Source organism: Bradyrhizobium sp. Ken51 (genome assembly GCF_055807435.1).
The window spans coordinates 1-20,733 of record NZ_JBVVPB010000020.1; the positions used below are offsets into that span (position 1 = coordinate 1).

Sequence of the window (20,733 nt, forward strand, 5' to 3'; positions counted from 1 at the left end):
TCGCGCCGCCTGCGAGGCGCCGATCTTCCCCGGCCATGGGCCACCCTTGAGCTTGATTATGCGTTTTGGCTATAGCGTTAGATGCACAATAGTGCACATTCCTGGGCGCGTCTACCCCTTAAGCGAGTGAACATGCATTTTGTTTCATGTCTTCGCGCAGGGCCGCTGCTGCAAATTGCTCAATCGCGTCAAGCGTCTGTCCCGGAGCTTCGCGGTGGGGAGAATGCGCCGCGCCTGAAATGACTTCCAACTCGACCGGGCAATAGCATTCTTGCTGCGCGATCTCGGCCTGATGCAGCGTCCCGTATTGGTCGTCCACGCCTTGAAGGACCAGCACCGGAACGCGGATGTAGGCGAGATATTCCGAGATGTCCCAGTCGCGGAACTTTGGATCGAGCCAGGCGCCGTTCCAGCCATAGAAGGCGTTGTCGACGTCCTTGTGCCAGCGCGCGAGCTTTGCCTTCAGGTCGGTGGTCTCGAAGGTACTCTTGATCGCGGCGATGGATTTCACCGAGATGTCCTCGACGATGAAATGCGGCGCGATCAGCACGAGGCCGTTCAGGCGATGATCCTGATGCGCGCCGGCATAGATGGTCGCGATCGAGGCGCCGTCGGAATGGCCGAGCAGCAGGCCGCGCCTGAAGCCGATCGCATCGAGCACCTTCGGCAGCACGTCCAGTGCCTCGCGCTGCATGTAATCGAGCGGGCGCGGCAACGTCACCGGGCTCGATTGGCCATAGCCTGCACGCGAATAGGCGAAGATGCCGGCGCCGGTCGCCTGCTGCAGCTTCTCGGGGAAGTCACCCCAGAGCCCGACCGAGCCGAGGCCTTCATGCAGCATGACGATGGTGGGTGCATCGGCGGATTGCGGCGCCAGCCATTTGTATTCGAGGCTGGCGTTGTCGATGCTGAGAAAGCCGGTGGGGGTGAGGTCGGTCATGCTGTCGTATCCATTCAGTCCGTCCTTCCGGACAACTCGCAAAGCGAGTTGATCCGGAAACCCGAGATTGCAGTCTGCGGATCGAGATTCCGGGTTCGCGCTTCGCGCGCCCCGGAATGACGAGGCCAATCAATTCGCCCCGTCCCGCAGCTTGAACCGCTGGATCTTGCCCGTCGCCGTCTTCGGCAGCGAGTCCACCACGTCGATCCAGCGCGGATATTTCCACGGGCCGATCTTCTGCTTGACGTGGTCCTTGAGCATCTCCTGCAGGCCCGTCGTCGTCGCGCCGGGGCGCAGCACGACGAAAGCCTTCGGCTTCAGCAGACCTTCCGGATCGGCTTCCGGCACGACGGCAGCTTCCAGCACGGCGGGATGCGTGATCAGCGCGCTCTCGACCTCGAAAGGCGAGACCCAGATGCCTGAGACCTTGAACATGTCGTCGGCGCGGCCGCAGAAGGTGTAGCGGCCCTCGGCATCCCTGACATATTTGTCGCCGGTGCGGGTCCACGGTCCCTCGAACGTGCGGCGGCTCTTGTGGCGCTGGTTCCAGTAGCCTTCGCCGGCGGAGGGCGCATCGACCAGGAGTTCGCCGACCTCGCCGTCGGCGACATCCTGTCCGGCCTCGTTGACGAGCCGCACCGCATAGCCCGGCACCGGCTTGCCGGAGGAGCCGTATTTGATGTCGCCGGGCGCATTCGACAGAAAGATGTGCAACAGCTCGGTCGAGCCGACGCCGTCGAGAATGTCGACGCCGAAGCGTGCCTTCCAGCTGTTGCCGACGGATTCCGGCAGCGCCTCGCCGGCGGAGGTGCAGATGCGCAAATTCTTGCCGCCGCGCTCGCCCTTCATCGCCTCGTCATTGAGCATCGCCGCGAACAGGGTCGGCACGCCGTAGAAGATCGAGGGATTATAGCGGTTCATCAGATCGAACATGCGCGCGGGGGTCGGCCGTTCGCTGTTGAGCACTACGGTGGCGCCGACCGACATTGGAAAGGTCAACGCATTGCCGAGACCATAGGCGAAGAACAGCTTTGCCGCAGAAAGACAAACGTCGTTCTCGCGGATGCCGAGCACCTGCTTCGCATAAGTGTCCGCGGTCGCCTGCATGTTCGAATGGATGTGCCGCACGCCCTTGGGCATGCCGGTCGAGCCTGACGAGTACAGCCAGAACGCCGGCTCGTCCGGATGCGTCGCAGCGGTGGTGAACCGGTCGCTCTCGTCCGCAATCTCCTCGGCGAGCTGCTTGTGGCCGTTCTGCTTGGCTCCGGCCACCACGACATGCTCGAGATCCGGCATGCGGCCGACGACGTCCTTGATGACGGGATAGAGCGCTTCCGAGACGAACAGCACGCGCGCGCGACAGTCGGCGAGGATGTAGGCGTATTGATCCGATGTCAGCAGCGTGTTGAGCGGCACCGGCACAATGCCGGCGCGGATCGCGCCCAGGAACAGAAGCGGGAAGTCGACGGCGTCCAGCATGATCATGGCCACGCGCTCTTCGCGGCGGACACCGAGCCGGCGCAGCATGTTGGCGGCGCGCCGCGTTTCGCGCTGGAGCTCGCCATAGGTGAGCCGTGAGACGGTGTCGTCGAAGGCGAGCTTGTTGCCGCGTCCCTCCTCGACATTCCGGTCGAGCAGCCAGGTCACCGCGTTATAGGATCCCTCGCTCACGGACTTCTCCCCTGAATTTAGAATTATAATTCATAGAAAGACACCGCATCGGCTTGCTGTCAATGCCAGCAGGCACTATGTTTCATTAATACGCGCCGCAGGACACCCCTAAAAGAAGACCCCCGCACAAGAAGCCCGTGATCCGTAGTCCATGACCGACAGTCCCGACGCCGAATCCCGATTTCTCGAACAGCTCGGCCAGCGCGTGCGCAACATGCGCGCGCTGCGCGGCATGTCGCGCAAGGTGCTCGCCAAGGTATCAGGAATATCGGAGCGCTACATCGCGCAGCTCGAAAGCGGCAAGGGCAATGTCTCCATCGTGCTGCTCCGCCGCGTCTCCGACGCGATGGGCGCGCATCTCGAAGATCTGCTTCCCTCGGTCGATCCGACCCCGGACTGGCAGATGTTTCGCGATCTCTTGCGCAAGGCGACGCCGGCGCAGATCGCGCAAGCCAAGGATTTACTTGCGGGCGGCAGCGCAACCGCGCCGCGGCGCGCGCCGTTCTGCGGCATCGCGCTGATCGGCCTGCGCGGCGCCGGCAAATCGACGCTCGGCAGGATGCTGGCGAAGAAGGTCGGCTGGAGTTTTGTCGAGCTCAACAAGGAGGTCGAACAGCAGAACGGCCTCTCGGTCGCCGAGATCATCGCGCTCTATGGCCAGGAAGGTTTTCGCCGCATGGAGCAGGCGGCGCTGCAGCAGCTGCTCGCGCGCAACGAGCTGATGGTGCTGGCGACCGGCGGCGGCATCGTGTCGGAGCCCTTGACCTTCGACCAGATCCTGTCGTCGTTCTACACGATCTGGCTGAAGGCCGAGCCCGAGGAGCACATGGCCCGCGTCCGCCGCCAGGGCGATTTGCGCCCGATGGCCGACGACCGCTCCGCCATGGCGGAGCTGCGCAACATCCTCCTGAGCCGCGAGCCGCTGTATGCACGCGCGACGGCGGTGGTGGACACGGCCGGGCTTTCCGTCGATGCCGCCGCGGCAAGGCTGATCGATGCGGTGCGGCCGGTGCTGCAGAACGAAGCACGCAGCTTCGGGCTGCGCAGCGTGGCGCTGTAGGTCCGAACTCCCATGACCGATAGCGCCGTCGCAATCTCCATGTTCGAGCGGATCGGCGGCAGCACCACGATCAATCGACTGGTCGATCGTTTCTATGAGCGGATGGATACGCTGCCGGAGGCGAAGATCATTCGCGCGATGCATGCGGACGACCTGGGCCTCATCAGGGATGTGCTGAAGCGCTATCTCACCGAATGGACCGGTGGCCCGAAACTGTATTCAGTCGAGAAGGGCCACCCGCGGCTGCGCCAGCGCCACATCGGCTTTGCCATTGGCGACGCCGAGCGCGACGCGTGGATGCTTTGCATGCGCGGCGCGCTGGAGGAGACGGTCGTCGACACTGCCGCGCGGCAGGATCTCGAGCGCGCTCTGTCGGGCCTCGCCGACTGGATGCGCAACCGGACGTGAGCGGCCAAGGGATGAGCGGAGCGAGAATCCAGATCGCGTCTCAATGACCTTCCCTGGTCTCGTTGCGCTCACCAATGCCAAAGCGCGATGAGATTGGATTGAATCGCCGTCGCGCTTCAGCTTATTGACGAGCCACAACGACCATTCGTCAGGTGATCTTCGATGCGGCGATCGTCGCCTGACTGATGCCCAGTCTCGGAGCGATCTGGTTGGCGATTTGCGCTCCGAGCCATACACCTCCGGTGTGTCCGAGATGAACCGGCGTGGGAATCCCGAATTCGTCGGCAGTGTTTGCGGGGTTGCGTTTGGTGATGCCGTCAAACTGCCAGTGCACGCCGAGATAGACGCGACTGACGGAATTGTCGGTGATTGCGCGCCAGAGACTGTCGTGACTGAGCGTCAGATGGTCGCGCGGAAGCATCGTTCGCGGATCGATGTTGCGGCCATTGTATTCGTCGGAGACGAAATCAAAGGCGAACTTATCGACCCCGTGCTGGTTGAACGACGTGACGCCCTTTTCGACGAGGAAGAGCCTCAACAGCTGGAATGCCGCCGCACCGAACGTCGCATGTCCGGAGGGGTAGGCCGGAAAGTCCGGCGTCAAGCCGATGCCGCTTCCGTTGGTGTCGGGGCGGCCGAGCGGCAGCCAGCCCGGTATGGCTTTCCCATTGCCCGCAACGGCTTTTTGAATGCCCACCGCGGGACGCCACATCATGTGCGTGTCGGCATATTTGTAGTGCCACGCGTCGATCCCGGCATCTGCCATTGCGATCGCGGCGCCTCCGACGATCGTGAGCTCGTCGGCGAGGTTCAATTTGCCGGGGGTCCGTGCCTCGATCGCGTCCAGAGCCGTCAGCAAGACCTGGAGGTAGAGTCGCGGCGGGGTGCCGAGCTCAGGCGGGCCATCATAGCCCCATGCGATGCCGACCACTTCTTCGGCCAAGGTCCGAGAGCCCGCCGTGCGCTGAAGGCCTCCCTTCTCCACGACCTTGGCGAAATCGGCCTGATAGTGCGGCGTCGGCTCGACCTGCGTTGGCGAGATTCGGCCGGGAGGCGGTGGAAAGTTCGCGATTCGCGTCGCGAGCAGGGGCGTGCACTCGCCCCATTTTCCGCCGGCGTAACGCTGGGTCGGCTGGTTCGGAGGGGCAATATGCGTATAGGGCGCGCCGGTAGCGACATATTGATCCGCAGCGGCGTTGGTCGCATCGCTTGTGCCGAGGGCGTGCACCGCGTCGCCGAACGCGCGGCCGGCGTGCTCCGACGCGCTCCCGGGCTGCCCGAGGCCGAAATACTCGAGCCACGTGCTCCAAGCCGGATCCAGGAAGCGGGTCTGATTTGGATATCGCCTGAGCAACACTTGGGCGCAGGCGGCGGCCGCCGCGATCTGGGCGTTCGCATCGCCAAGACCGGGCGGTGCGGCGACGTTCAAAAGACGGGAACGGCTGCTTGCATGTGCATGGGCGTCATTGAGCGCGGCGAGTGCCATGCCCAGCGCCCGCGCCGTCAAAAAGGGACCCTTTTGATCGCCGGGGCTGAGCGCTTGCGTATGATCCCGGCGGATGCATTCGATTGCCATATCGACCCAGTAGCGAAGCTGTTTAGAAGTCGCGGTCATTCCTAATCTCCTTCAATATTGTCGGTCACGTTCAAATGAAGATAGCGCCACGTACAATCTTGGCGTGCGGCGCCTGCATGCTATTCGTGGGGGCGAGGTGCGGATGTGATCCAACTTACAGGCGTGGCGATTCGCCGCGGCGCGGGTCCGCCTAAAGCTGCGTCTGCTGAATGGAGACAAGATGCGCCTAGAGAAGGCGATCCTTTATGGCCACTGCGCCCTCACGCAACAGTGGCAAAAATCGCTCGATCAACTCCTGCGCCGGCACGCGGTCGACATGGGCGCCCATGTTGATAGCGGCGACGATGACATCGTCATAACGACGCACCGGGACGGAGATTGAGCGGAAATGCGGCTCGGCTTCGCGGTCGACTAGCGAATAGCCCTGCGCGCGGTCGGCGACGATGCGCGCGAGCAGTGCCTTGGGATCGGTTACAGCATCGGGCGTCAGCGCCTCGCGCTTCATCGCTTTCAGCCGTGCGGCGAGATCGGCATCGTCGAGCTGGCCGAGCATGGCGCGACCGACGGAGGTGCAAAACGCTGGAAGCCGGTAGCCGATGTCCAGCCCACCCGAAAACATCCGCGCCGGACTGCTGCGCGCGATGAACACGACCTCATTGCCGTCGAGCACCGCGAGCGAGGAGATTTCGTTGGCCGCTGTCGCGACGCGGTCGAGCACTGGTTGCAGGACCGTGACGAGCTGGTTCGACCGCAGGTAGGACGCGGCGAGTGTCAGCACATGTGGCGTCAGCGAGAACAGCTTGCCGTCGCCACTGACGAAGCCGCCGCGCTGGAGCGTGAACAACATGCGCCGCGCGGTGGCGCGTGGAAGCTCGGCGGCACGGGCGAGATCGCTGAGCGTCATCGGCCCGGCCGTGGTGCCGAAGCACTGCAGCAGGCGCAGCCCGCGGTCGAGGCTCTCGACGAAATCCGTCGCGCGCTCGTCGCTCTCGCTTCGTTTCAGCTTGGGCATGATGTCAGGGTCCTGCAAAATAGTGCTTGCTGGCGGATCAAGGCATGTCATAATTCGCCCATTCGTTCAATAGGCGAACAACCGCCACTCCACAGAGGATGCACTCGCCATGATGAGCCAGGAGCAGAACGACTTGATCACCCGCACCGGGCCGAAGGACCCATGTGGCAAGCTGATGCGGAGCTACTGGCAGCCGGCGGCGCTGGTGGACGAGCTCGACGGCGATCGTCCGATCCGTCCCATCAGATTGCTCGGCGAAAACCTGGTGCTGTTCCGCGACGAGACCGGCCGTTACGGCCTGATCGATCGCCACTGCGCGCATCGCGGCGCCGATCTCGCCTTCGGACGGCTCGAGCACGGCGGCCTGCGCTGCGCCTTCCATGGCTGGCTGTTCGACGCCACCGGCCAGTGCATCGAGACCCCGGCCGAGCCGAAGGATTCAAAACTCTGCCAGAACATCCGCCAGCGCTCTTATCCCGTGGTGGAGAAGAGCGGCATCCTTTGGGCCTGGCTCGGCGAGGGTGAGCCGCCGGCCTTTCCGGAGCTCGACTGTTTTGTCGCGCCCGATACCCACACCTTTGCATTCAAGGGCCACATGGCCTGCAACTGGTTGCAGGCGCTCGAAGTCGGCATCGATCCCGCGCACGCCTCCTATCTGCATCGCTTCTTCGAGGACGAGGACACCTCGACGGCCTACGGCAAGCAGTTCCGCGGCGCCTCGGCCGGCAGCGACTTGCCGATGACGAAGATTTTGCGCGAATACGATCGCCCGATCATCAATGTCGAGCACACCGAATACGGCCTGCGGCTGATCGCGCTGCGCGAGATCGACGAGGAGCGCACCCATGTTCGCGTCACCAACCAGCTCTTCCCGCACGGCTTCGTCATCCCCATGAGCACGGAGATGACGATCACGCAGTGGCACGTGCCGGTCGACGACGAGAACTGCTACTGGTACGCGATCTTCACCAGCTATTCGAATCCGGTCGACAAGAAGAAGATGCGCGACCAGCGGCTCGAGCTCTATGAGCTGCCGGACTACAAATCTCGCAAGAACAGGACCAACGATTACGGCTTCGACCCGCACGAGCAGCAGACGGCGACCTATACCGGTATGGGTACCGACATCAACGTGCACGACCAGTGGGCGGTGGAATCGATGGGCGCGATCCAGGATCGCACCAAGGAGCACCTCGGCACGAGCGACAAGGCGATCGTGCAATACCGCCGCCTGCTGCGGCAGGAGATCGAGAAAGTCGCAGGCGGCGAGAAGCCGATGCTGCATCTCGACGAGGCCACCGCACGTTCGATCCAGGGCCCGGCGACCATGGACGGCATCGGGCCGACACGAGGCTGGGAGATCTACTGGATGGAAGTCGACGTCAAGCGCCGCCGCAGCGCGCCATGGACGGCCCCGGTGCCGAAGGAGATCGCGGACAACGTGCATCGGCTGACGGCGGCGGAGTGAGAATGCCGTTGGGCAGCGGCGGGCGCCACATACTCCACTGTCATGCTCCGCGAAAGCGGGGCATCCAGTACGCCGCGGCCTCTCGTGGACAAACGAACGTCTCTGGAATACTGGATCGTCCGCCTTCGCGGACGATGACAGCGTGGGCAATGCTCTCGCCGACTAGCAAGGAGCAACCAAAGTGACTTTCGTCGCGCGTCATGCGCTGTGGTCGGATGAGCAGAAGGACGCGGCGGCGCGTATGCGCCGCATCGTCGAGGAGAAGAACCTCGAGGTCATCCGCCTCGCCTTCCCGGACCAGCACGGCATTTTGCGCGGCAAGACCATCGTCGCGGCCGAGGCGATCGCGTCGCTGGAGAGCGGCTGCTCCATCACCACCACCATGCTCGCCAAGGACACCTCGCACCGCACGGTGTTTCCGGTGTTCACCTCGGGCGGCGGCTTCGGGATGAAGGAGATGGAGGGCGCGGCAGACGTGCTGATGGTCGCAGATCCCACGACGTTTCGCGTTTTGCCATGGGCGCCGACCACGGGATGGGTGCTGTGCGACCTCTATTTCAATGACGGCCGTCCCGTGCCGTTCGCGACGCGCGGGCTGTATCGCAAGGTGCTCGACGAACTCGCAAGCCGCGGCCACGATTTCGTGGCGGGCCTCGAGGTCGAATTCCACATCTTCAAGCTCGACGATCCGCATATGCGGCCCGAGGACGCCGGCCAGCCCGGCACGCCGCCGTCGGTGAGCCTGCTCAGCCACGGCTATCAATACCTCACCGAGCAGCGCTTCGATCAGATGGAGCCGGTGCTGGAGATCCTGCGGCGCGACATCGTCGCGCTCGGATTGCCTTTGCGCTCGGTCGAGGTCGAATTCGGGCCGAGCCAGTGTGAGTTCACCTTCGCGCCGAAGAAGGGGCTGGAGCCTGCCGACAACATGGTGCTGTTTCGCTCCGCCGTGAAGCAGATCGCGCACCGCCACGGCTATCACGCCACCTTCATGTGCCGGCCGAAGCTGCCGAACCTGTTCGCAAGCGGCTGGCATCTGCACCAATCGATCGTCTCGCGCGCGAGCGGCGACAACCAGTTCATGGCGAACGATGGCAGCGAACCGCTCAGCGCGTTCGGCAAGGCCTATCTCGCCGGCCTGCTCGATCACGCCCGCGCCTCCACATTGTTCACCACCCCGACTATCAATGGCTACAAGCGCTACCGCTCCTATTCGCTGGCGCCGGACCGCGCGATCTGGGGCCGCGACAATCGCGGCGTGATGATCCGCGTGCTCGGCGCTGCCGGCGATGCCGCCACGCGCCTGGAAAACCGCATCGGCGAGCCCGCCGCCAATCCCTATCTCTACATGGCCTCGCAGATTCTCTCCGGCCTCGACGGCGTCGACCGCAAGCTCGATCCCGGCCCGTCGGCCGACACACCCTACGAAACCAAGGCGCCGCTCTTGCCGAAGTCGCTGCGCGATGCGGTCAGCGCGCTGAAGGACGATCCGTTCTTCCGCGAAAAGCTCGGTGCCGAGTTCGTCGATTACTACACCCACATCAAGAATGCCGAGATCGACCGCTTCCTGTCCGAGGTGACCGACTGGGAGCACCGCGAATATTTCGAGGTGTTTTGAGCCGCCGCCAACCGGCCGCTGATCCCCGCAACACGGCCGGATTTTCCAGGAGTACCATGATGCGGTTACGCCCGGCGGTCCTGCTATTTTCCCTGACACTGTTCGCGCCAGCCCTGTCCGCGCCAGCTTTGGCCGATTGGCAGGCGAGCACCGTACGGACCCCCGGCCGCGTCAGCGAAATTGATCTAGCGGATAGCGACATCCGAATTGCAATCGGCACGAATTGGTACCAGTTCGACGCGAAAGCGATGCGCATGGTGCCGGCCGCGGCGCTCGAACGTCCGGCGCCGCCGCCCGGGGCCCTTGCGGATGGGCGCGTCGCGACAGGCCGCGACACCGTCGCCCGTGCTTGGCTCGCTGAGCCGACCGAACGCTATCGCCATGGCGTCCTCGGCGACGTCATCGAGGCCGGCAGCCTGGTGATCGAGCCGCGCGAGGGTGGGCCACGCACGCTGCGCCTGGATGGTGACGCCGTGTTCGAAGACCTCGAGCCGCGCGTCGCCGCGATCGGCGGCCGCGAAAGGATTGTGCTGGTCAAATCCTATCTGAAACGCGGCTCCGCGCTGGCTGTCATTGATCCCGCCTCGGCGGCCATCGTTGCGGAGACGCCTCCGATCGGCCACGCCCATGCTTGGCTCAACCCGGCCGGCATCGCCGATTTCGACGGCGATGGCACCACGGATATCGTGCTTGTCCGCCAGCCTCATGTGCTCGGGATTCTCGAAATGTGGTCCTGGCGGCATGATCGTTTGGAAAAATCGGCGGAAGTCTCCGACGTATCGAACCATTTCATCGGCTCGCGATCGCTGCACATGAGCTTTACGGCCGATTTCGATGGCGACGGCCATCCAGATCTCGCGGTGCCGGACCTCGAACGGCGAACGCTGCGGCTCATCGGGTTCGTCGCTGGTCCGCATGACATCGCGCGCATCAGGCTTCCGGCAAGGATCGCGACGAATATCGGCGGCATGAAATACCGCGATCATCCCGCACTCGTGTTCGGCCTCGAGGATGGTCGGCTGATGTTGGTCCACGATTAGGATCGCCGGGGCGCCGAGCCAACGACCATTACTCCGACAGGCCCTCACGCCGGCGTGAGCCGGTTTCGCGCCGGTGCTTCCGACGAAACCTTTGACATTGCCGACGAAGTCATTTTTCCGCCCCCGCGAAGATGGCCGGAAACGATGGAGGGTCACAATCCCCGGACTGATCAACAACGGAGTTCGATCATGTGGGATCATCTGTTCAGCTTGATTTATCGCCTGTCCTGCCGTGCCACCCTGATCGAAATCGGGATGGGCCGCTCGTCGCGATAGAGACAGGCGAGTTAGGTAAGACGGATTGACCAGATAACGGAGGGTGTCATGCGAAAGCTGATTCTGATCGCGGCAATGTCGCTGCTGGCAAGCCAGGCCTATGCCGGCGGACCGCGGAGCCTCAGCCTTGCAGCGACAAATGCGAGCCAGCAGACCGCCGACTCGGCAACGACAGCAGCAACGCCGCCACAAGCTCCGGCGGCAGCGCCCACGAATGTCCAGACGGCGACCACCGCCCCAGCTTCAACGCCTCCGGCAGCGACTGCCACAACAACCGCGACCGCTCCGGCCGCAACTCAGCCCAGCGCCGCGCCGGTTGCCAGCGCGAGAGAAACGGCAAAGCCGAAACGTCGCCAGCCATCCACCGAGGCACGCGTGATCCGCGAACTGCATCGGCATGGGATTTATTGGTGATTGCCAACGTCGTCCTGGCGAAGGCCAGGACCCATTACCCCAAAAAGGGTTTGGCGAAGACCGTTGTTCGGTACTGATACTGCCCTCATAGGGAGACCTCGCGGTATGGGTCCTGGCTTTCGCCAGGACGACACCGAGGGAAGCTGCAACGGCGTACCGCCCCTCGCCGCCCCGTCAAATCCCCAGATATTTGTGCTGCAGATCCGGCTCGGCCATCAGCTCTTCAGAGGTGCCGCTCCACACCGTCTTGCCGCGCTCGATGATGGTGTGGCGGTCGCAGATGCGGGCAAGGTGGTCGACGTTCTTGTCCACGACCAGGATCGACTGTCCCCGGCTCTTGAGCAGCGACAGGCAGCTCCAGATCTCTTCGCGGATCAGGGGCGCCAGGCCTTCGGTCGCTTCATCCAGGATGAGGAGCTTCGGGTTGGTCATCAGCGCGCGGCCGATCGCGAGCATCTGCTGCTCGCCGCCGGAGAGCTGGTTGCCCATGTTGGAGGCGCGCTCGGCCAGGCGCGGAAACATCACGTAGATTGCCGCCAGCGTCCACGGATTGCTGCTGTCGAAACGATCGGCGGCGGCCGCGACCAGGTTCTCGCGCACGGTGAGGTTCGGGAAGATCTGCCGCCCCTCGGGGACGAGGCCGACACCGAGTTGCGCTATCCTGTAGGACGGTTGTGTCCGCACTTCCGTGCCTGCAAAGCGGATGCTGCCGGCGCGCGCCGGCGTCAGGCCCATGATGGAGCGGATGGTCGTGGTCTTGCCCATCCCGTTGCGGCCCATCAGCGAGACCATCTCGCCTGATTTGACCGACAGGGACAAGCCGAACAGCACCTGGGACAGGCCGTAGCAGGTCTCGATGCCGTCGACCTCGAGCAGCGTGTCACCCATCCCTCTTTCAGCCATGGTGCGTCACCACATGCGCCTCGCCCAGATAGGCGCGCTTGACGTCCTCGTTCGCGCGGATCGCGGCCGGATCGCCGGAGGCGATGACGCGGCCATAGACCAGAACCGAGATACGGTCGGCCAGCGCAAACACCGCCGGCATGTCGTGCTCGACCAACACGATCGAGACCTCTTTGCGCAGCTCCTGGAGCAGCTGCACCATGCGCTGGGACTCGGTGACGCCGAGGCCCGCCATCGGTTCGTCGAGCAGCAAAAGCTTCGGCTTGCTTGCCAGCGCAACCGCCAGCTCGATCTGGCGACGCTCACCATGGCTGAGCCTGGACACCAGGACATCGGCACGATGGGCGAGACCGACGCGGTCGAGCGCGGCATGCGCGGCATCGCGCAGGCCTTTCTCCTTGCGCGCATTGGCAAAGAAGCGGAACGAGGTGCCGGCATGCGCTTGCGCCGCAAGCGCGACATTGTCGGCGGCGGTGAAATCGAGCAGCAGCGAGGTGATCTGGAACGAACGTGCCAGGCCCAGCGCGCAGCGGCGATGCGCCGGCAGATAGGTGATGTCGCGCCCCGCCAGCGAGACGCTGCCGGAATGCGGCTCCAGATGCCCGGTGAGTTGGCTGATCAGCGTGGTCTTGCCGGCGCCGTTCGGGCCGATGATGGCGTGCAGCTCACCCGCCGCGACGTCGAGCGAGACGTTGTCCGTCGCAACGATGCCGCCGAAGCGGCGCACCAGCCTGTCGACGCGGAGCAGCGGTTCAGCCACGATTGAGCCTCCCGAGCAGGCCCATGATGCCACCGCGGCCGAACAGCACGATCAGCAGCAGCATCGGGCCCATGATCAGCGCCCAATATTCGGTGAGCTGCGACAAAAACTCTTCCAGCAGCAAATACACCACCGCGCCGATGACCGGACCGAACAGCGTGCCCATGCCCCCGAGGATCACCATCACCATGAGGTCGCCCGAGCGCGTCCAGTACATCACGGCCGGGCTGACGAAATCGGTGTTGTTGGCGAGCAGCGCGCCGGCGAGGCCGCACATCATGCCCGAGATGACGAAGCAGACCAGCTGGTAGCGTTTCGAGGGAAAGCCGATCGCCTGCATGCGCTGCTCGTTGGAGCGCAGGCCCTGCAGGACGAGGCCGAAGCGCGAATTGGCGATGCGCCAGATCAGGAAGACCACGCCGAACAGGCAGGCGAGGCAGAGATAATAAAACTGCGTCCGGTTCGACAGATTGATCAGCCCAGAGAAGTCGCTGCGCTTGTAGACGGTGAGGCCGTCATCGCCGCCATAACGCGCCAGCCCCGAGGCGACGTAATAGGCCATCTGCGCGAAGGCGAGCGTGATCATGATGAAGTAAACGCCACGCGTGCGAAGCGAGAGCGCGCCTATCACCAGCGCGTAAGTCGCGGAGGCCGCGAGCGCGACCGGAAACTGGATGAAGCCGCTTCCGACGCCTTCCTGCGCCAGCATGCCGACCGCGTAACCGCCAATGCCGAGATAGGCGGCGTGGCCAAAACTCATCATGCCGCCAAAACCCATGATGAGGTTGAGGCTCGCGGCCGCCAGCGCCAGGATGACGATGCGGGTGAACAGCGTCAGGATGAAGATGTTGCCTGAGAGTTGCGAATAGAGCGGCAGCAGCACGAGGCCCGCCAGCATCAGGGCCGTCACGGCCTTGCTCACAGTGAATGACTTCATCGACGGTTGGCCGGAAACAGCCCCTCCGGCCGCACCACCAGCACGATCGCCATCAACAGGTAGATCAGCATGGACGACAGCGCGGGCGCGGCGGTGGAGGCCGCGGCGCCGCTCAGCACCTGCCGCAGCAGATTGGGCAGGAAGGCGCGGCCGAGCGTGTCGATCATACCGACGAAGATCGCGGCCAGGAACGCGCCGCGGATCGAGCCGATACCGCCGATCACGATGATGACGAAGGCGAGGATCAGGATGTTCTCGCCCATGCCGATCTGCACGGTAAGGATCGGCGCCTGCATCAGACCGGCAAGGCCCGCGAGCGCGGCACCGAGGCCGAACACCAGGGTGTAGAGCAGCTTGATGTTGATGCCGAGCGCGCCGATCATCTCGCGGTTGGAGGCGCCGGCGCGGATCAGCATGCCGATGCGGGTGCGCATCACGCCGAGATAGAGCAGCAGCGCAACCAGCAGCGCCACGACGATGATGGCCAGGCGATAAGCGGGATAGTGAATGCCCGGCAGGATCGGCACCGGCACCGTGAGCCAGGCCGGGAGCGGCAGCGCCAGCCCGGCAGGACCCCAGATCAGCCGCACGGCCTCGTTGAAGAACAGGATCAGGCCGAAGGTCGCGAGCACGTGGTCGAGATGGTCGCGTCCGTAGAGATGCCGCAGCGCGGTCATCTCGAGCACGATGCCGAGCACCAAGGTCGCGCCGAGCGCCAAGAGCGCGCCGAGCAGGAAGCTGCCGGTCCAGGCTGCGAAGGTCGCGGCGAAATAGGCGCCCATCATGTAGAGCGAGCCGTGCGCGAGGTTGACGAGATCCATGATCCCGAACACCAGCGTCAGGCCGGCGGCGAGCAGGAACAGCAGCAGGCCGAACTGCAAACCGTTCAAGAACTGTTCGACGACGAGCAGCATCAAAACTCTTTCAGGCGCACGCAGGTTCGCGCCGATGTTCGAACACGGTCGCCATCAGTGAAAGAGCTCCCCCTGCCTGTACAAGGCGGAAAAATGGGTAATGGCAGTATCGTTCCGAGGCAAGAGCGATTCGACATCCAACATGCACTTTGTTGCATGCCGATGCATGCGATCGATCCTGGCCCTGTAATCGGCCCTTGCAAGAAGACTGCCGCGCAGGATGGGTCAACCTGCCGCACCCAAACGGATCACCCTCCCTCCGTTGCCGGAGAGAGGGTGTGAAAATCGTCGCAACGTTGGGAAGGAGACGCCTAGTGCGACGTCATCTGCCGGGAATGGTCATCCGGTTCGGCGAGCACGCTGTTGGCTGTCGAGGCCTCCAGCGCCGCCATCCGGAAAAGATAGGCGAGCGTCGCCAATCCGGTGTCTTCCGCCATCTCCGCGAGTTCGAGCGCCATGTCGGACATGTAGCCGAGATTTTCGTCCTTGATTTGCGCCATGATCTGGCTGTCCCTCATCATATTCGACATCTCAGGCGCTCTTTCGTTGCGCGGCAGCGAGGCCGCAGCGGTTGGCAAGGGCGATGCAATCGATACGCGGACCGTCCTGATGCATGACGTTTGTCATTCCGATACGGTCACACATGGCATCCAGCGACTCTTGACGGATCTCGATCGTGGCCGCCATCGTCCAGGAATTCTCGACCAGCGCCGGCAATCCCAGCGGCGTGACGATGAATCCGATCTCGTGGAAGCGCGGCAGCCACCAGGTCTCCATGACAAGACAGAGACGCTCGATGCCCTGATCGAGACAGAACTCTTGCGCCGCTGCCATCAGTTGCCAATTGAACGCACCGTCGCGGCGCTCCCGCGAAACGAAGAAGCGTGACCACTCCCAGACGAGCGGGTTGGAGGGGCAACCGCGCACCGCGGCGAGATGCGGGAAGACCTCGCTCATCATCGTCGGCTTGGTGGTGGGATACAGGCGGGAGCCGCCGAGCACCCGGCGATTTTCGAGAGCCAGCAGGTAGATCGCGTCCTCATTGTCGTAGCTATCGAGTTCGCGGCCATCGGGCTTGCGCAGCGCCTCCCATTTCCGCTCCTCGACAAAAATCTGGTGACGCATCCTGAAATGTTGCTCGAGAACATCCTCGTAGAGGTGCCGGTTGGCGGCAGAAATCACATGAATCATTTATTCCCCCATTGTTCGAAATAAGGGGAACACTCACGGAAAACGGACAAAGCGACTATTGGGAAATTTCCCAGTAGGCGCGGATTTCAGGGGGTGATGATTCTGTGGCGGATCGCGATCGCAACCGCATGCGTCCGGTTGACGGCACCAAGCTTGCGCGCGGCAGTTGCAAGATGCTCTTCAGCGGTGCGCTGCGTGATGTGCAGGATCTCGCCGATTTCCCAGGCCGACTTGCCCTGCGAGGCCCAAGCGAGCACCTCGCGCTCGCGCGGGGTAAGGCGCATCGATCGATGCGGCGCCGGATGGAGCAAGCGGCGAATGTGCTCGAAGCCGTACATGCCGATCAGGTGCAGCGCCGGCTTGCTGCGCGCATTGAGGTCGAGGTGAACGCCACCGAGCGAGACGCCGGCCTCGTAGCCGGTCAATCCGTGGATCGGCACGACGAAGCCGCGCGACATGCGGAAATCGGCAGCGCGCCGCATCACCTCCACTGCGCCCGGCTCCAGCTCTGGATCGTACGGCGCCTCGGACCACTCGAAAGGGTTCACCGTCTGCCGGCATTTGCGGATTACGGGATCGACGCGGTCGTAGCCTTTCTGGGTATAGAGGCTGAACCACTCCGCCGGCCACTTCTTGGCGAGCACCATCTGGGAGAAGCGCTGATCGGGATTCGGCAAGCCGGTTACGATGATGTGCTCGAAGCCGTAGCGCCCGAACGCGGTCGCAAGCGCGTCCATGGCGTCGGGAACCTTGGTATAGGCTCCAAGCCCCTCAATGAAGTCGAGCGCTTCCCGGCCATAATCCACGGCGGACATCGGTGCGTTTCCTGACCCTCGCTGTCCGTTATAGCACGTCTTTGGGCACTGCCTCAATTCAGCGTTTCCGTAGTTTCCCGGTATCCCATTGACCCCGAAGGTTTAATCTACTTGTGGAAGAAGTGACGTCAAGATACACCTACGATGTCGAAGCGGGAACACCACGATGGAAGACGAGGACATCGCCCTCAACAGCGTGCTCGGCCTGGAACTCAACCGCGTGTTTTTTGCTGTCCGCGAAACGGCAAACAAGCAGAAGATCATCGAGTTCGCACGCGGAGTGCTGCAAAGCGAGCGCAGTAAGCCGGCGGAGAGCGCCTCGCCGGACGGACCGGCGAGCTAGAACGCAATTGAGGCAACCGACGCCGCTACAACAGATCGCGCGCCTTCCTTACCGCTGGCCGTCCTTACCGCTGGCTGACATCATGGCTCTCGTGAGATAATCGCCGCCAACGATTATCTTTCGGATGCCCGGGACATGATGACGCTGCGCCAGGTTGAAGTGATCCGTGCCGTGATGGTGACGGGCACTATCGGCGGCGCGGCGAAGCTGCTGAACGTTTCGGCGCCGGGTATCAGCCGCCTCGTCAAATACACCGAGCGCTCGCTCGGCATCCGCTTCTTCCAGCGCCAGAACGGCCGCTATTTCCCGACGCCGGAAGCCGAGAACATCTTCGAGCAGATCAACGGCGTCTACAAAAAGGTCGACGACCTCTCCGAGATCATCTCCAAAATCGGCCGCGGCGGATTGTCGGAGCTGCGGATCGGCTCGGTGCCGAGCATTTCGCAAGTCATGGTGCCGCGCGCAATCGAGCGGGTCCGGCGGCGCTATCCGGATCTCGGCATCGACATCAACATCCTCAAGCTCGAGGAAGCCATCGACTATCTCCTGCTCGGCCGCGGCGAGTGCGTTGCGATGAGCTACCGGCTCGAACATTCCGGGCTCGATTTCTTGCCGCTCGCCTCCGGCGAACTCTATTGCATCGTGCCGCCGGGCCACGAGCTCGCCGGCCGCAAGCAGGTCTCCGCGGCCGAGATCACCCGCTATCCGCTGATCGGCATCGATCCCAACGATCCCTACGGGCGGATCATGGCCGAGATCTTCGCGCGCCACCGGCTCGAGTACAACATCACCATCCGCGCCCGCTTCGGCACGACGGTCTGCGCGCTGGTGAAGGCGGGGCTCGGCATCGCCATCATCGACCAATTCACGGTTGCCCATGGCGGCTATCCCGGCATCGAGCTGATCAAGATCACCGAGCCGACGCGGTTCGACACCTATATCGCGGTGAAGCGCGGCGCGCCGTTGTCGCTTCACGTCGAGTATTTCATCGAGGCCCTGCGCGCCGAGATGCGCGCGGTCGAGCCGTCGCGGGGCAAAGGCAGGGCCGCGCCGCCACGCGGGCGGAGGAAGTAACATTATGTTAGGTTTGCAGGACAAGAGGGTAATTGTGTTAGGCGGGGGAAGCGCTATCGTCGCACGCGGAAGCCCCTTGGAATTGCGCAGATTTCTCCGCTAATGGCCGGGACCGAACGCTCCCAACGAGACGATAGCGAACCATGTCAAAGCCCGGACACGCCGCCAGCAAAAAGCTTCTCACCGGCTTGATCGGCGCTCCCATTGCGCATTCCGCATCCCCCGCCATGCACGAGCGCGCCGCCGAGGCGCTGGGCTTGCGCGGCCATTACCAGCTCATCGAGGTGGCCGGCGCCGGCTCGGCCGAGCTCGCCATGATGCTGGAAGGCGTGCGGCGCCTCGGCTTTGCCGGCGTCAACGTCACTTTTCCCTACAAGGAGGCGGTGGTCCCGCTGCTCGATGAACTGGCACCGGGTGCGGCCGCCATGGGGGCGGTCAACACCGTCGTCGTCAGCAACGGCCGGCTGATCGGCCACAACACCGACACGACGGGCTTTGCGCGCGCCGTCGCGCCGCTGCTGGCGCCCTCTGGAAACGCGGTCGCCGTGATCGGCACCGGCGGCGTCGGCAAGGCGATCGCCTTTGCGCTGGCGAGCCTTGACGTGACCGACATCCGCATCTTCGACAGCGAGCCGGCACGCGCCGAAAAACTCGCCGCGCTGCTCGTCAAGCAGGGTGGCGCCAGGGTCGCCGCAAGCGCCGAGGCCGCGCTCGACGGCGCAACAGGCCTCGTCAACGGCACGCCGGTCGGCATGCTGCCGAACCGGGAAACGCCGGTCGCGCCGACGCTGCTGCGTCAAAACCTATGGGTCGCCGATGCCGTCTACTCGCCGCTGATCACGCCGCTGCTGGCGGCCGCCCAAGCCAAGGGCGCGCGGATCATGACCGGGCGGGAGCTTGCGATCTACCAGGCCGCCGACGCTTTCGAACTGTTCACGGGCCTCGCCCCATCGACCGAGGTCATGGGAGAGGCATTCGACGAGGTGATGGCGGCACGAAGCTCGGCCTATCAGGCAGCGTAATCGAAGCGGCCGGACACAAGGCCGCACGCAACATCAACGAAAAAATCGGAGGAGAGACCATGAAATCGACCATTCTGGCGGGCGCCCTGCTTGCCTTCGCGACCGCAACCAGTGTCCACGCCCAGGCGATCAAGCTCGCCGACGTCGCCGAGCTTTCCGGCGGCGGCGCCACCGTCGGCACCAATTGGAAGAACGGCATCGACCTCGCGATCGAGGAGATCAACGCCAAGGGCGGCGTGCTCGGCCGCAAGCTCGAAGTCACTCATGCGGACTCGCAATCCAACCCGGGCGTCGCGCGCGCGCAGGTGCAAAAGGCGCTCGACGCCGAGCCCTATGTGCTGCTCGGACCCGGCTATTCCGGCTCCGTGAAGGTCACCGCGCCGCTGGCGGCCGAGGCCGGCATCGCGCAGATCATGGGCGGCGAAGCCGCCGAGCTGACGCAGGCCGGAAACAAATTCCTGTTCCGCACCTCGTTCGGCCAGCAATCCTCGATGCCGAAGGTCGCCAAATACATTCACGACGACATGAAGGCGAAGTCGGTCGCTGTGGTCTGGGTCAACAATGACTTTGGCCGCGGCGGTCGCGATGTCGTCGTCAAGGAGCTCGACCGCCTCGGCTCCAAGGTGGTCGCCGATCTCTCCACCGAGGCGGGCCAGGCCGATTTCGCCGCCGACGTCGGCAAGATCAAGGCTGCCAATCCCGACGCCGTGTTCGTCTATCTCAACGAAGAAGAGAGCGCACGCATCCTGAAGGAGCTGAAGCGCCAGGGCGTCACCGCGCCGCTGATGGGCGAGACCACGCTGATCGGGCAGAAGGTGATCGAACTCGCAGGCGATGCCGCCAACGGCGCGCGCGGCCATGTCGGTCTCACCACCGACGCGCCGGTCGACCTGATCAAGGCGTTTCGCGACAAGTTCGCGAAGAAGTACAATTACGTGCCCGACCATAACGGCCTGAAGGGCTATCTCGCGGTCTACATGGTGAAGGCCACGACCGACAAGATGGGCAAGGTCGATTCCAAGGCGTTCGCCGACAATCTGCATGGCCTGACCATCAAGGCCGCGGACGAGCCGGGCATCCTGATGGACGTCACCTTCAGCGACACCGGCGACATCGATCGCCAGAGCTTTCTTGTCGAGGTGGTCGAAGGCAAGCAAGTCGTGAAGCAGGTGCTGCCGAAGGTGAAATGAGGCTCTGCCCTTCTGCCTCGCCCCGCTCTTCGCGGGGAGAGATCTTTCGTCTCCCTCTCCCCGCCCCTGCGCGGGGAGAGGGCGGGGTGAGGGGCTGGTTC

21 protein-coding genes are annotated in these 20,733 nt (G+C 63.8%); 10 read left to right on the top strand and 11 right to left on the bottom strand.

All coding sequences use genetic code 11. The features are described 5' to 3' along the window. Positions 1–118: 118 nt before the first annotated feature. The gene (locus AC0L27_RS28265; protein WP_354206122.1) at positions 119–940 is read right to left on the bottom strand and encodes an alpha/beta fold hydrolase; all 822 of its coding nucleotides are present in this window, start codon (positions 938–940) and stop codon (positions 119–121) included. A 129-nt stretch (positions 941–1,069) separates the two neighbouring features. Beyond that, positions 1,070–2,611, bottom strand: a complete 1,542-nt coding sequence (locus AC0L27_RS28270; RefSeq protein ID WP_354206120.1) for a benzoate-CoA ligase family protein — start codon at positions 2,609–2,611, stop codon at positions 1,070–1,072. Positions 2,612–2,762: 151 nt separating this feature from the next. On the opposite strand from AC0L27_RS28270, the gene AC0L27_RS28275 reads away from it, so the two are divergent. Both AC0L27_RS28275 and AC0L27_RS28280 read left to right on the top strand, forming a co-directional pair. After that, entirely contained in the window at positions 2,763–3,671 is a 909-nt protein-coding gene (locus AC0L27_RS28275; protein WP_354254598.1) for a helix-turn-helix transcriptional regulator, read from the top strand. 12 nt (positions 3,672–3,683) lie between these two features. After that, positions 3,684–4,079 (top strand): group II truncated hemoglobin, encoded by a 396-nt coding sequence (locus AC0L27_RS28280; protein ID WP_354206116.1) that lies wholly within the window; start codon positions 3,684–3,686, stop codon positions 4,077–4,079. 148 nt (positions 4,080–4,227) lie between these two features. Here AC0L27_RS28280 and AC0L27_RS28285 read toward each other — a convergent pair whose 3' ends face one another. Both AC0L27_RS28285 and AC0L27_RS28290 read right to left on the bottom strand, forming a co-directional pair. Beyond that, positions 4,228–5,694, bottom strand: coding sequence for a vanadium-dependent haloperoxidase (locus AC0L27_RS28285; RefSeq protein WP_354206114.1), 1,467 nt, complete (start codon positions 5,692–5,694; stop codon positions 4,228–4,230). 187 nt (positions 5,695–5,881) lie between these two features. Next, positions 5,882–6,667: an IclR family transcriptional regulator domain-containing protein gene (locus tag AC0L27_RS28290; RefSeq protein ID WP_354254600.1), complete on the bottom strand. Its 786-nt coding sequence runs from the start codon at positions 6,665–6,667 to the stop codon at positions 5,882–5,884. A 109-nt stretch (positions 6,668–6,776) separates the two neighbouring features. Here AC0L27_RS28290 and AC0L27_RS28295 point away from each other — a divergent pair, with 109 nt between their 5' ends. The 4 genes from AC0L27_RS28295 to AC0L27_RS28310 all read left to right on the top strand — a co-directional run bounded on the left by AC0L27_RS28295 (position 6,777) and on the right by AC0L27_RS28310 (position 11,483). Continuing rightward, positions 6,777–8,135 carry an aromatic ring-hydroxylating dioxygenase subunit alpha gene (locus AC0L27_RS28295; protein WP_354206110.1) on the top strand — a complete coding sequence of 453 codons (1,359 nt, stop codon included), beginning with the start codon at positions 6,777–6,779 and terminating at the stop codon, positions 8,133–8,135. Positions 8,136–8,316: 181 nt separating this feature from the next. Further along, a complete protein-coding gene (locus AC0L27_RS28300; RefSeq protein WP_354206108.1) occupies positions 8,317–9,753 on the top strand; it encodes a glutamine synthetase family protein in 1,437 nt (478 codons plus the stop codon). 56 nt (positions 9,754–9,809) lie between these two features. Continuing rightward, on the top strand, positions 9,810–10,793 hold the full coding sequence (locus tag AC0L27_RS28305) for an FG-GAP repeat domain-containing protein (protein ID WP_473321016.1): 984 nt from the start codon (positions 9,810–9,812) through the stop codon (positions 10,791–10,793). Positions 10,794–11,117: 324 nt separating this feature from the next. Then, positions 11,118–11,483 (top strand): hypothetical protein, encoded by a 366-nt coding sequence (locus AC0L27_RS28310; protein WP_354206104.1) that lies wholly within the window; start codon positions 11,118–11,120, stop codon positions 11,481–11,483. A gap of 174 nt (positions 11,484–11,657) precedes the next feature. Here AC0L27_RS28310 and AC0L27_RS28315 read toward each other — a convergent pair whose 3' ends face one another. From AC0L27_RS28315 to AC0L27_RS28345, 7 genes are all read right to left on the bottom strand, one after another. Continuing rightward, the gene (locus AC0L27_RS28315; RefSeq protein WP_354206102.1) at positions 11,658–12,386 is read right to left on the bottom strand and encodes an ABC transporter ATP-binding protein; all 729 of its coding nucleotides are present in this window, start codon (positions 12,384–12,386) and stop codon (positions 11,658–11,660) included. Beyond that, positions 12,379–13,146 carry an ABC transporter ATP-binding protein gene (locus AC0L27_RS28320; protein ID WP_354206100.1) on the bottom strand — a complete coding sequence of 256 codons (768 nt, stop codon included), beginning with the start codon at positions 13,144–13,146 and terminating at the stop codon, positions 12,379–12,381. Before AC0L27_RS28320 ends, AC0L27_RS28315 begins: the two co-directional genes overlap by 8 nt. Continuing rightward, positions 13,139–14,083, bottom strand: a complete 945-nt coding sequence (locus tag AC0L27_RS28325; protein WP_275168471.1) for a branched-chain amino acid ABC transporter permease — start codon at positions 14,081–14,083, stop codon at positions 13,139–13,141. The genes AC0L27_RS28320 and AC0L27_RS28325 overlap by 8 nt, the downstream gene beginning before the upstream one ends. After that, positions 14,080–14,997: a branched-chain amino acid ABC transporter permease gene (locus AC0L27_RS28330; protein ID WP_007615745.1), complete on the bottom strand. Its 918-nt coding sequence runs from the start codon at positions 14,995–14,997 to the stop codon at positions 14,080–14,082. The genes AC0L27_RS28325 and AC0L27_RS28330 overlap by 4 nt, the downstream gene beginning before the upstream one ends. 311 nt (positions 14,998–15,308) lie before the next feature. Next, on the bottom strand, positions 15,309–15,527 hold the full coding sequence (locus AC0L27_RS28335) for a hypothetical protein (RefSeq protein ID WP_275168472.1): 219 nt from the start codon (positions 15,525–15,527) through the stop codon (positions 15,309–15,311). Position 15,528: 1 nt separating this feature from the next. Next, positions 15,529–16,188 (bottom strand): acyl-homoserine-lactone synthase, encoded by a 660-nt coding sequence (locus AC0L27_RS28340; protein WP_354206097.1) that lies wholly within the window; start codon positions 16,186–16,188, stop codon positions 15,529–15,531. 86 nt (positions 16,189–16,274) lie between these two features. Then, complete coding sequence (locus tag AC0L27_RS28345; RefSeq protein WP_354063917.1) at positions 16,275–17,003, bottom strand: helix-turn-helix transcriptional regulator; 729 nt, start codon at positions 17,001–17,003, stop codon at positions 16,275–16,277. Between the two features lie 166 nt (positions 17,004–17,169). Here AC0L27_RS28345 and AC0L27_RS28350 point away from each other — a divergent pair, with 166 nt between their 5' ends. The 4 genes from AC0L27_RS28350 (at position 17,170) to AC0L27_RS28365 (ending at position 20,632) form a co-directional block, all read left to right on the top strand. Next, positions 17,170–17,346, top strand: coding sequence for a hypothetical protein (locus tag AC0L27_RS28350; protein ID WP_007597932.1), 177 nt, complete (start codon positions 17,170–17,172; stop codon positions 17,344–17,346). Positions 17,347–17,481: 135 nt separating this feature from the next. Next, on the top strand, positions 17,482–18,420 hold the full coding sequence (locus tag AC0L27_RS28355) for a LysR family transcriptional regulator (RefSeq protein ID WP_275168475.1): 939 nt from the start codon (positions 17,482–17,484) through the stop codon (positions 18,418–18,420). A gap of 143 nt (positions 18,421–18,563) precedes the next feature. Beyond that, the gene (locus AC0L27_RS28360) at positions 18,564–19,442 is read left to right on the top strand and encodes a shikimate dehydrogenase (protein WP_275168476.1); all 879 of its coding nucleotides are present in this window, start codon (positions 18,564–18,566) and stop codon (positions 19,440–19,442) included. A 59-nt stretch (positions 19,443–19,501) separates the two neighbouring features. Beyond that, complete coding sequence (locus tag AC0L27_RS28365; protein WP_354206093.1) at positions 19,502–20,632, top strand: ABC transporter substrate-binding protein; 1,131 nt, start codon at positions 19,502–19,504, stop codon at positions 20,630–20,632. Positions 20,633–20,733: the final 101 nt, after the last annotated feature.

Bases quoted from the DNA above. Each gene is read 5' to 3' on its own strand.
- AC0L27_RS28350 (WP_007597932.1), top strand. From the start codon at position 17,170: ATGGAAGACGAGGACATCGCCCTCAACAGCGTGCTCGGCCTGGAACTC.
- AC0L27_RS28285 (WP_354206114.1), bottom strand. From the start codon at position 5,694: ATGACCGCGACTTCTAAACAGCTTCGCTACTGGGTCGATATGGCAATC.
- AC0L27_RS28290 (WP_354254600.1), bottom strand. From the start codon at position 6,667: ATGCCCAAGCTGAAACGAAGCGAGAGCGACGAGCGCGCGACGGATTTC.
- AC0L27_RS28315 (WP_354206102.1), bottom strand. From the start codon at position 12,386: ATGGCTGAAAGAGGGATGGGTGACACGCTGCTCGAGGTCGACGGCATC.
- AC0L27_RS28355 (WP_275168475.1), top strand. From the start codon at position 17,482: ATGATGACGCTGCGCCAGGTTGAAGTGATCCGTGCCGTGATGGTGACG.
- AC0L27_RS28365 (WP_354206093.1), top strand. From the start codon at position 19,502: ATGAAATCGACCATTCTGGCGGGCGCCCTGCTTGCCTTCGCGACCGCA.
- AC0L27_RS28345 (WP_354063917.1), bottom strand. From the start codon at position 17,003: ATGTCCGCCGTGGATTATGGCCGGGAAGCGCTCGACTTCATTGAGGGG.
- AC0L27_RS28280 (WP_354206116.1), top strand. From the start codon at position 3,684: ATGACCGATAGCGCCGTCGCAATCTCCATGTTCGAGCGGATCGGCGGC.
- AC0L27_RS28310 (WP_354206104.1), top strand. From the start codon at position 11,118: ATGCGAAAGCTGATTCTGATCGCGGCAATGTCGCTGCTGGCAAGCCAG.
- AC0L27_RS28265 (WP_354206122.1), bottom strand. From the start codon at position 940: ATGACCGACCTCACCCCCACCGGCTTTCTCAGCATCGACAACGCCAGC.
- AC0L27_RS28335 (WP_275168472.1), bottom strand. From the start codon at position 15,527: ATGTCGAATATGATGAGGGACAGCCAGATCATGGCGCAAATCAAGGAC.
- AC0L27_RS28360 (WP_275168476.1), top strand. From the start codon at position 18,564: ATGTCAAAGCCCGGACACGCCGCCAGCAAAAAGCTTCTCACCGGCTTG.
- AC0L27_RS28340 (WP_354206097.1), bottom strand. From the start codon at position 16,188: ATGATTCATGTGATTTCTGCCGCCAACCGGCACCTCTACGAGGATGTT.
- AC0L27_RS28275 (WP_354254598.1), top strand. From the start codon at position 2,763: ATGACCGACAGTCCCGACGCCGAATCCCGATTTCTCGAACAGCTCGGC.
- AC0L27_RS28325 (WP_275168471.1), bottom strand. From the start codon at position 14,083: ATGAAGTCATTCACTGTGAGCAAGGCCGTGACGGCCCTGATGCTGGCG.
- AC0L27_RS28305 (WP_473321016.1), top strand. From the start codon at position 9,810: ATGATGCGGTTACGCCCGGCGGTCCTGCTATTTTCCCTGACACTGTTC.
- AC0L27_RS28295 (WP_354206110.1), top strand. From the start codon at position 6,777: ATGATGAGCCAGGAGCAGAACGACTTGATCACCCGCACCGGGCCGAAG.
- AC0L27_RS28330 (WP_007615745.1), bottom strand. From the start codon at position 14,997: ATGCTGCTCGTCGTCGAACAGTTCTTGAACGGTTTGCAGTTCGGCCTG.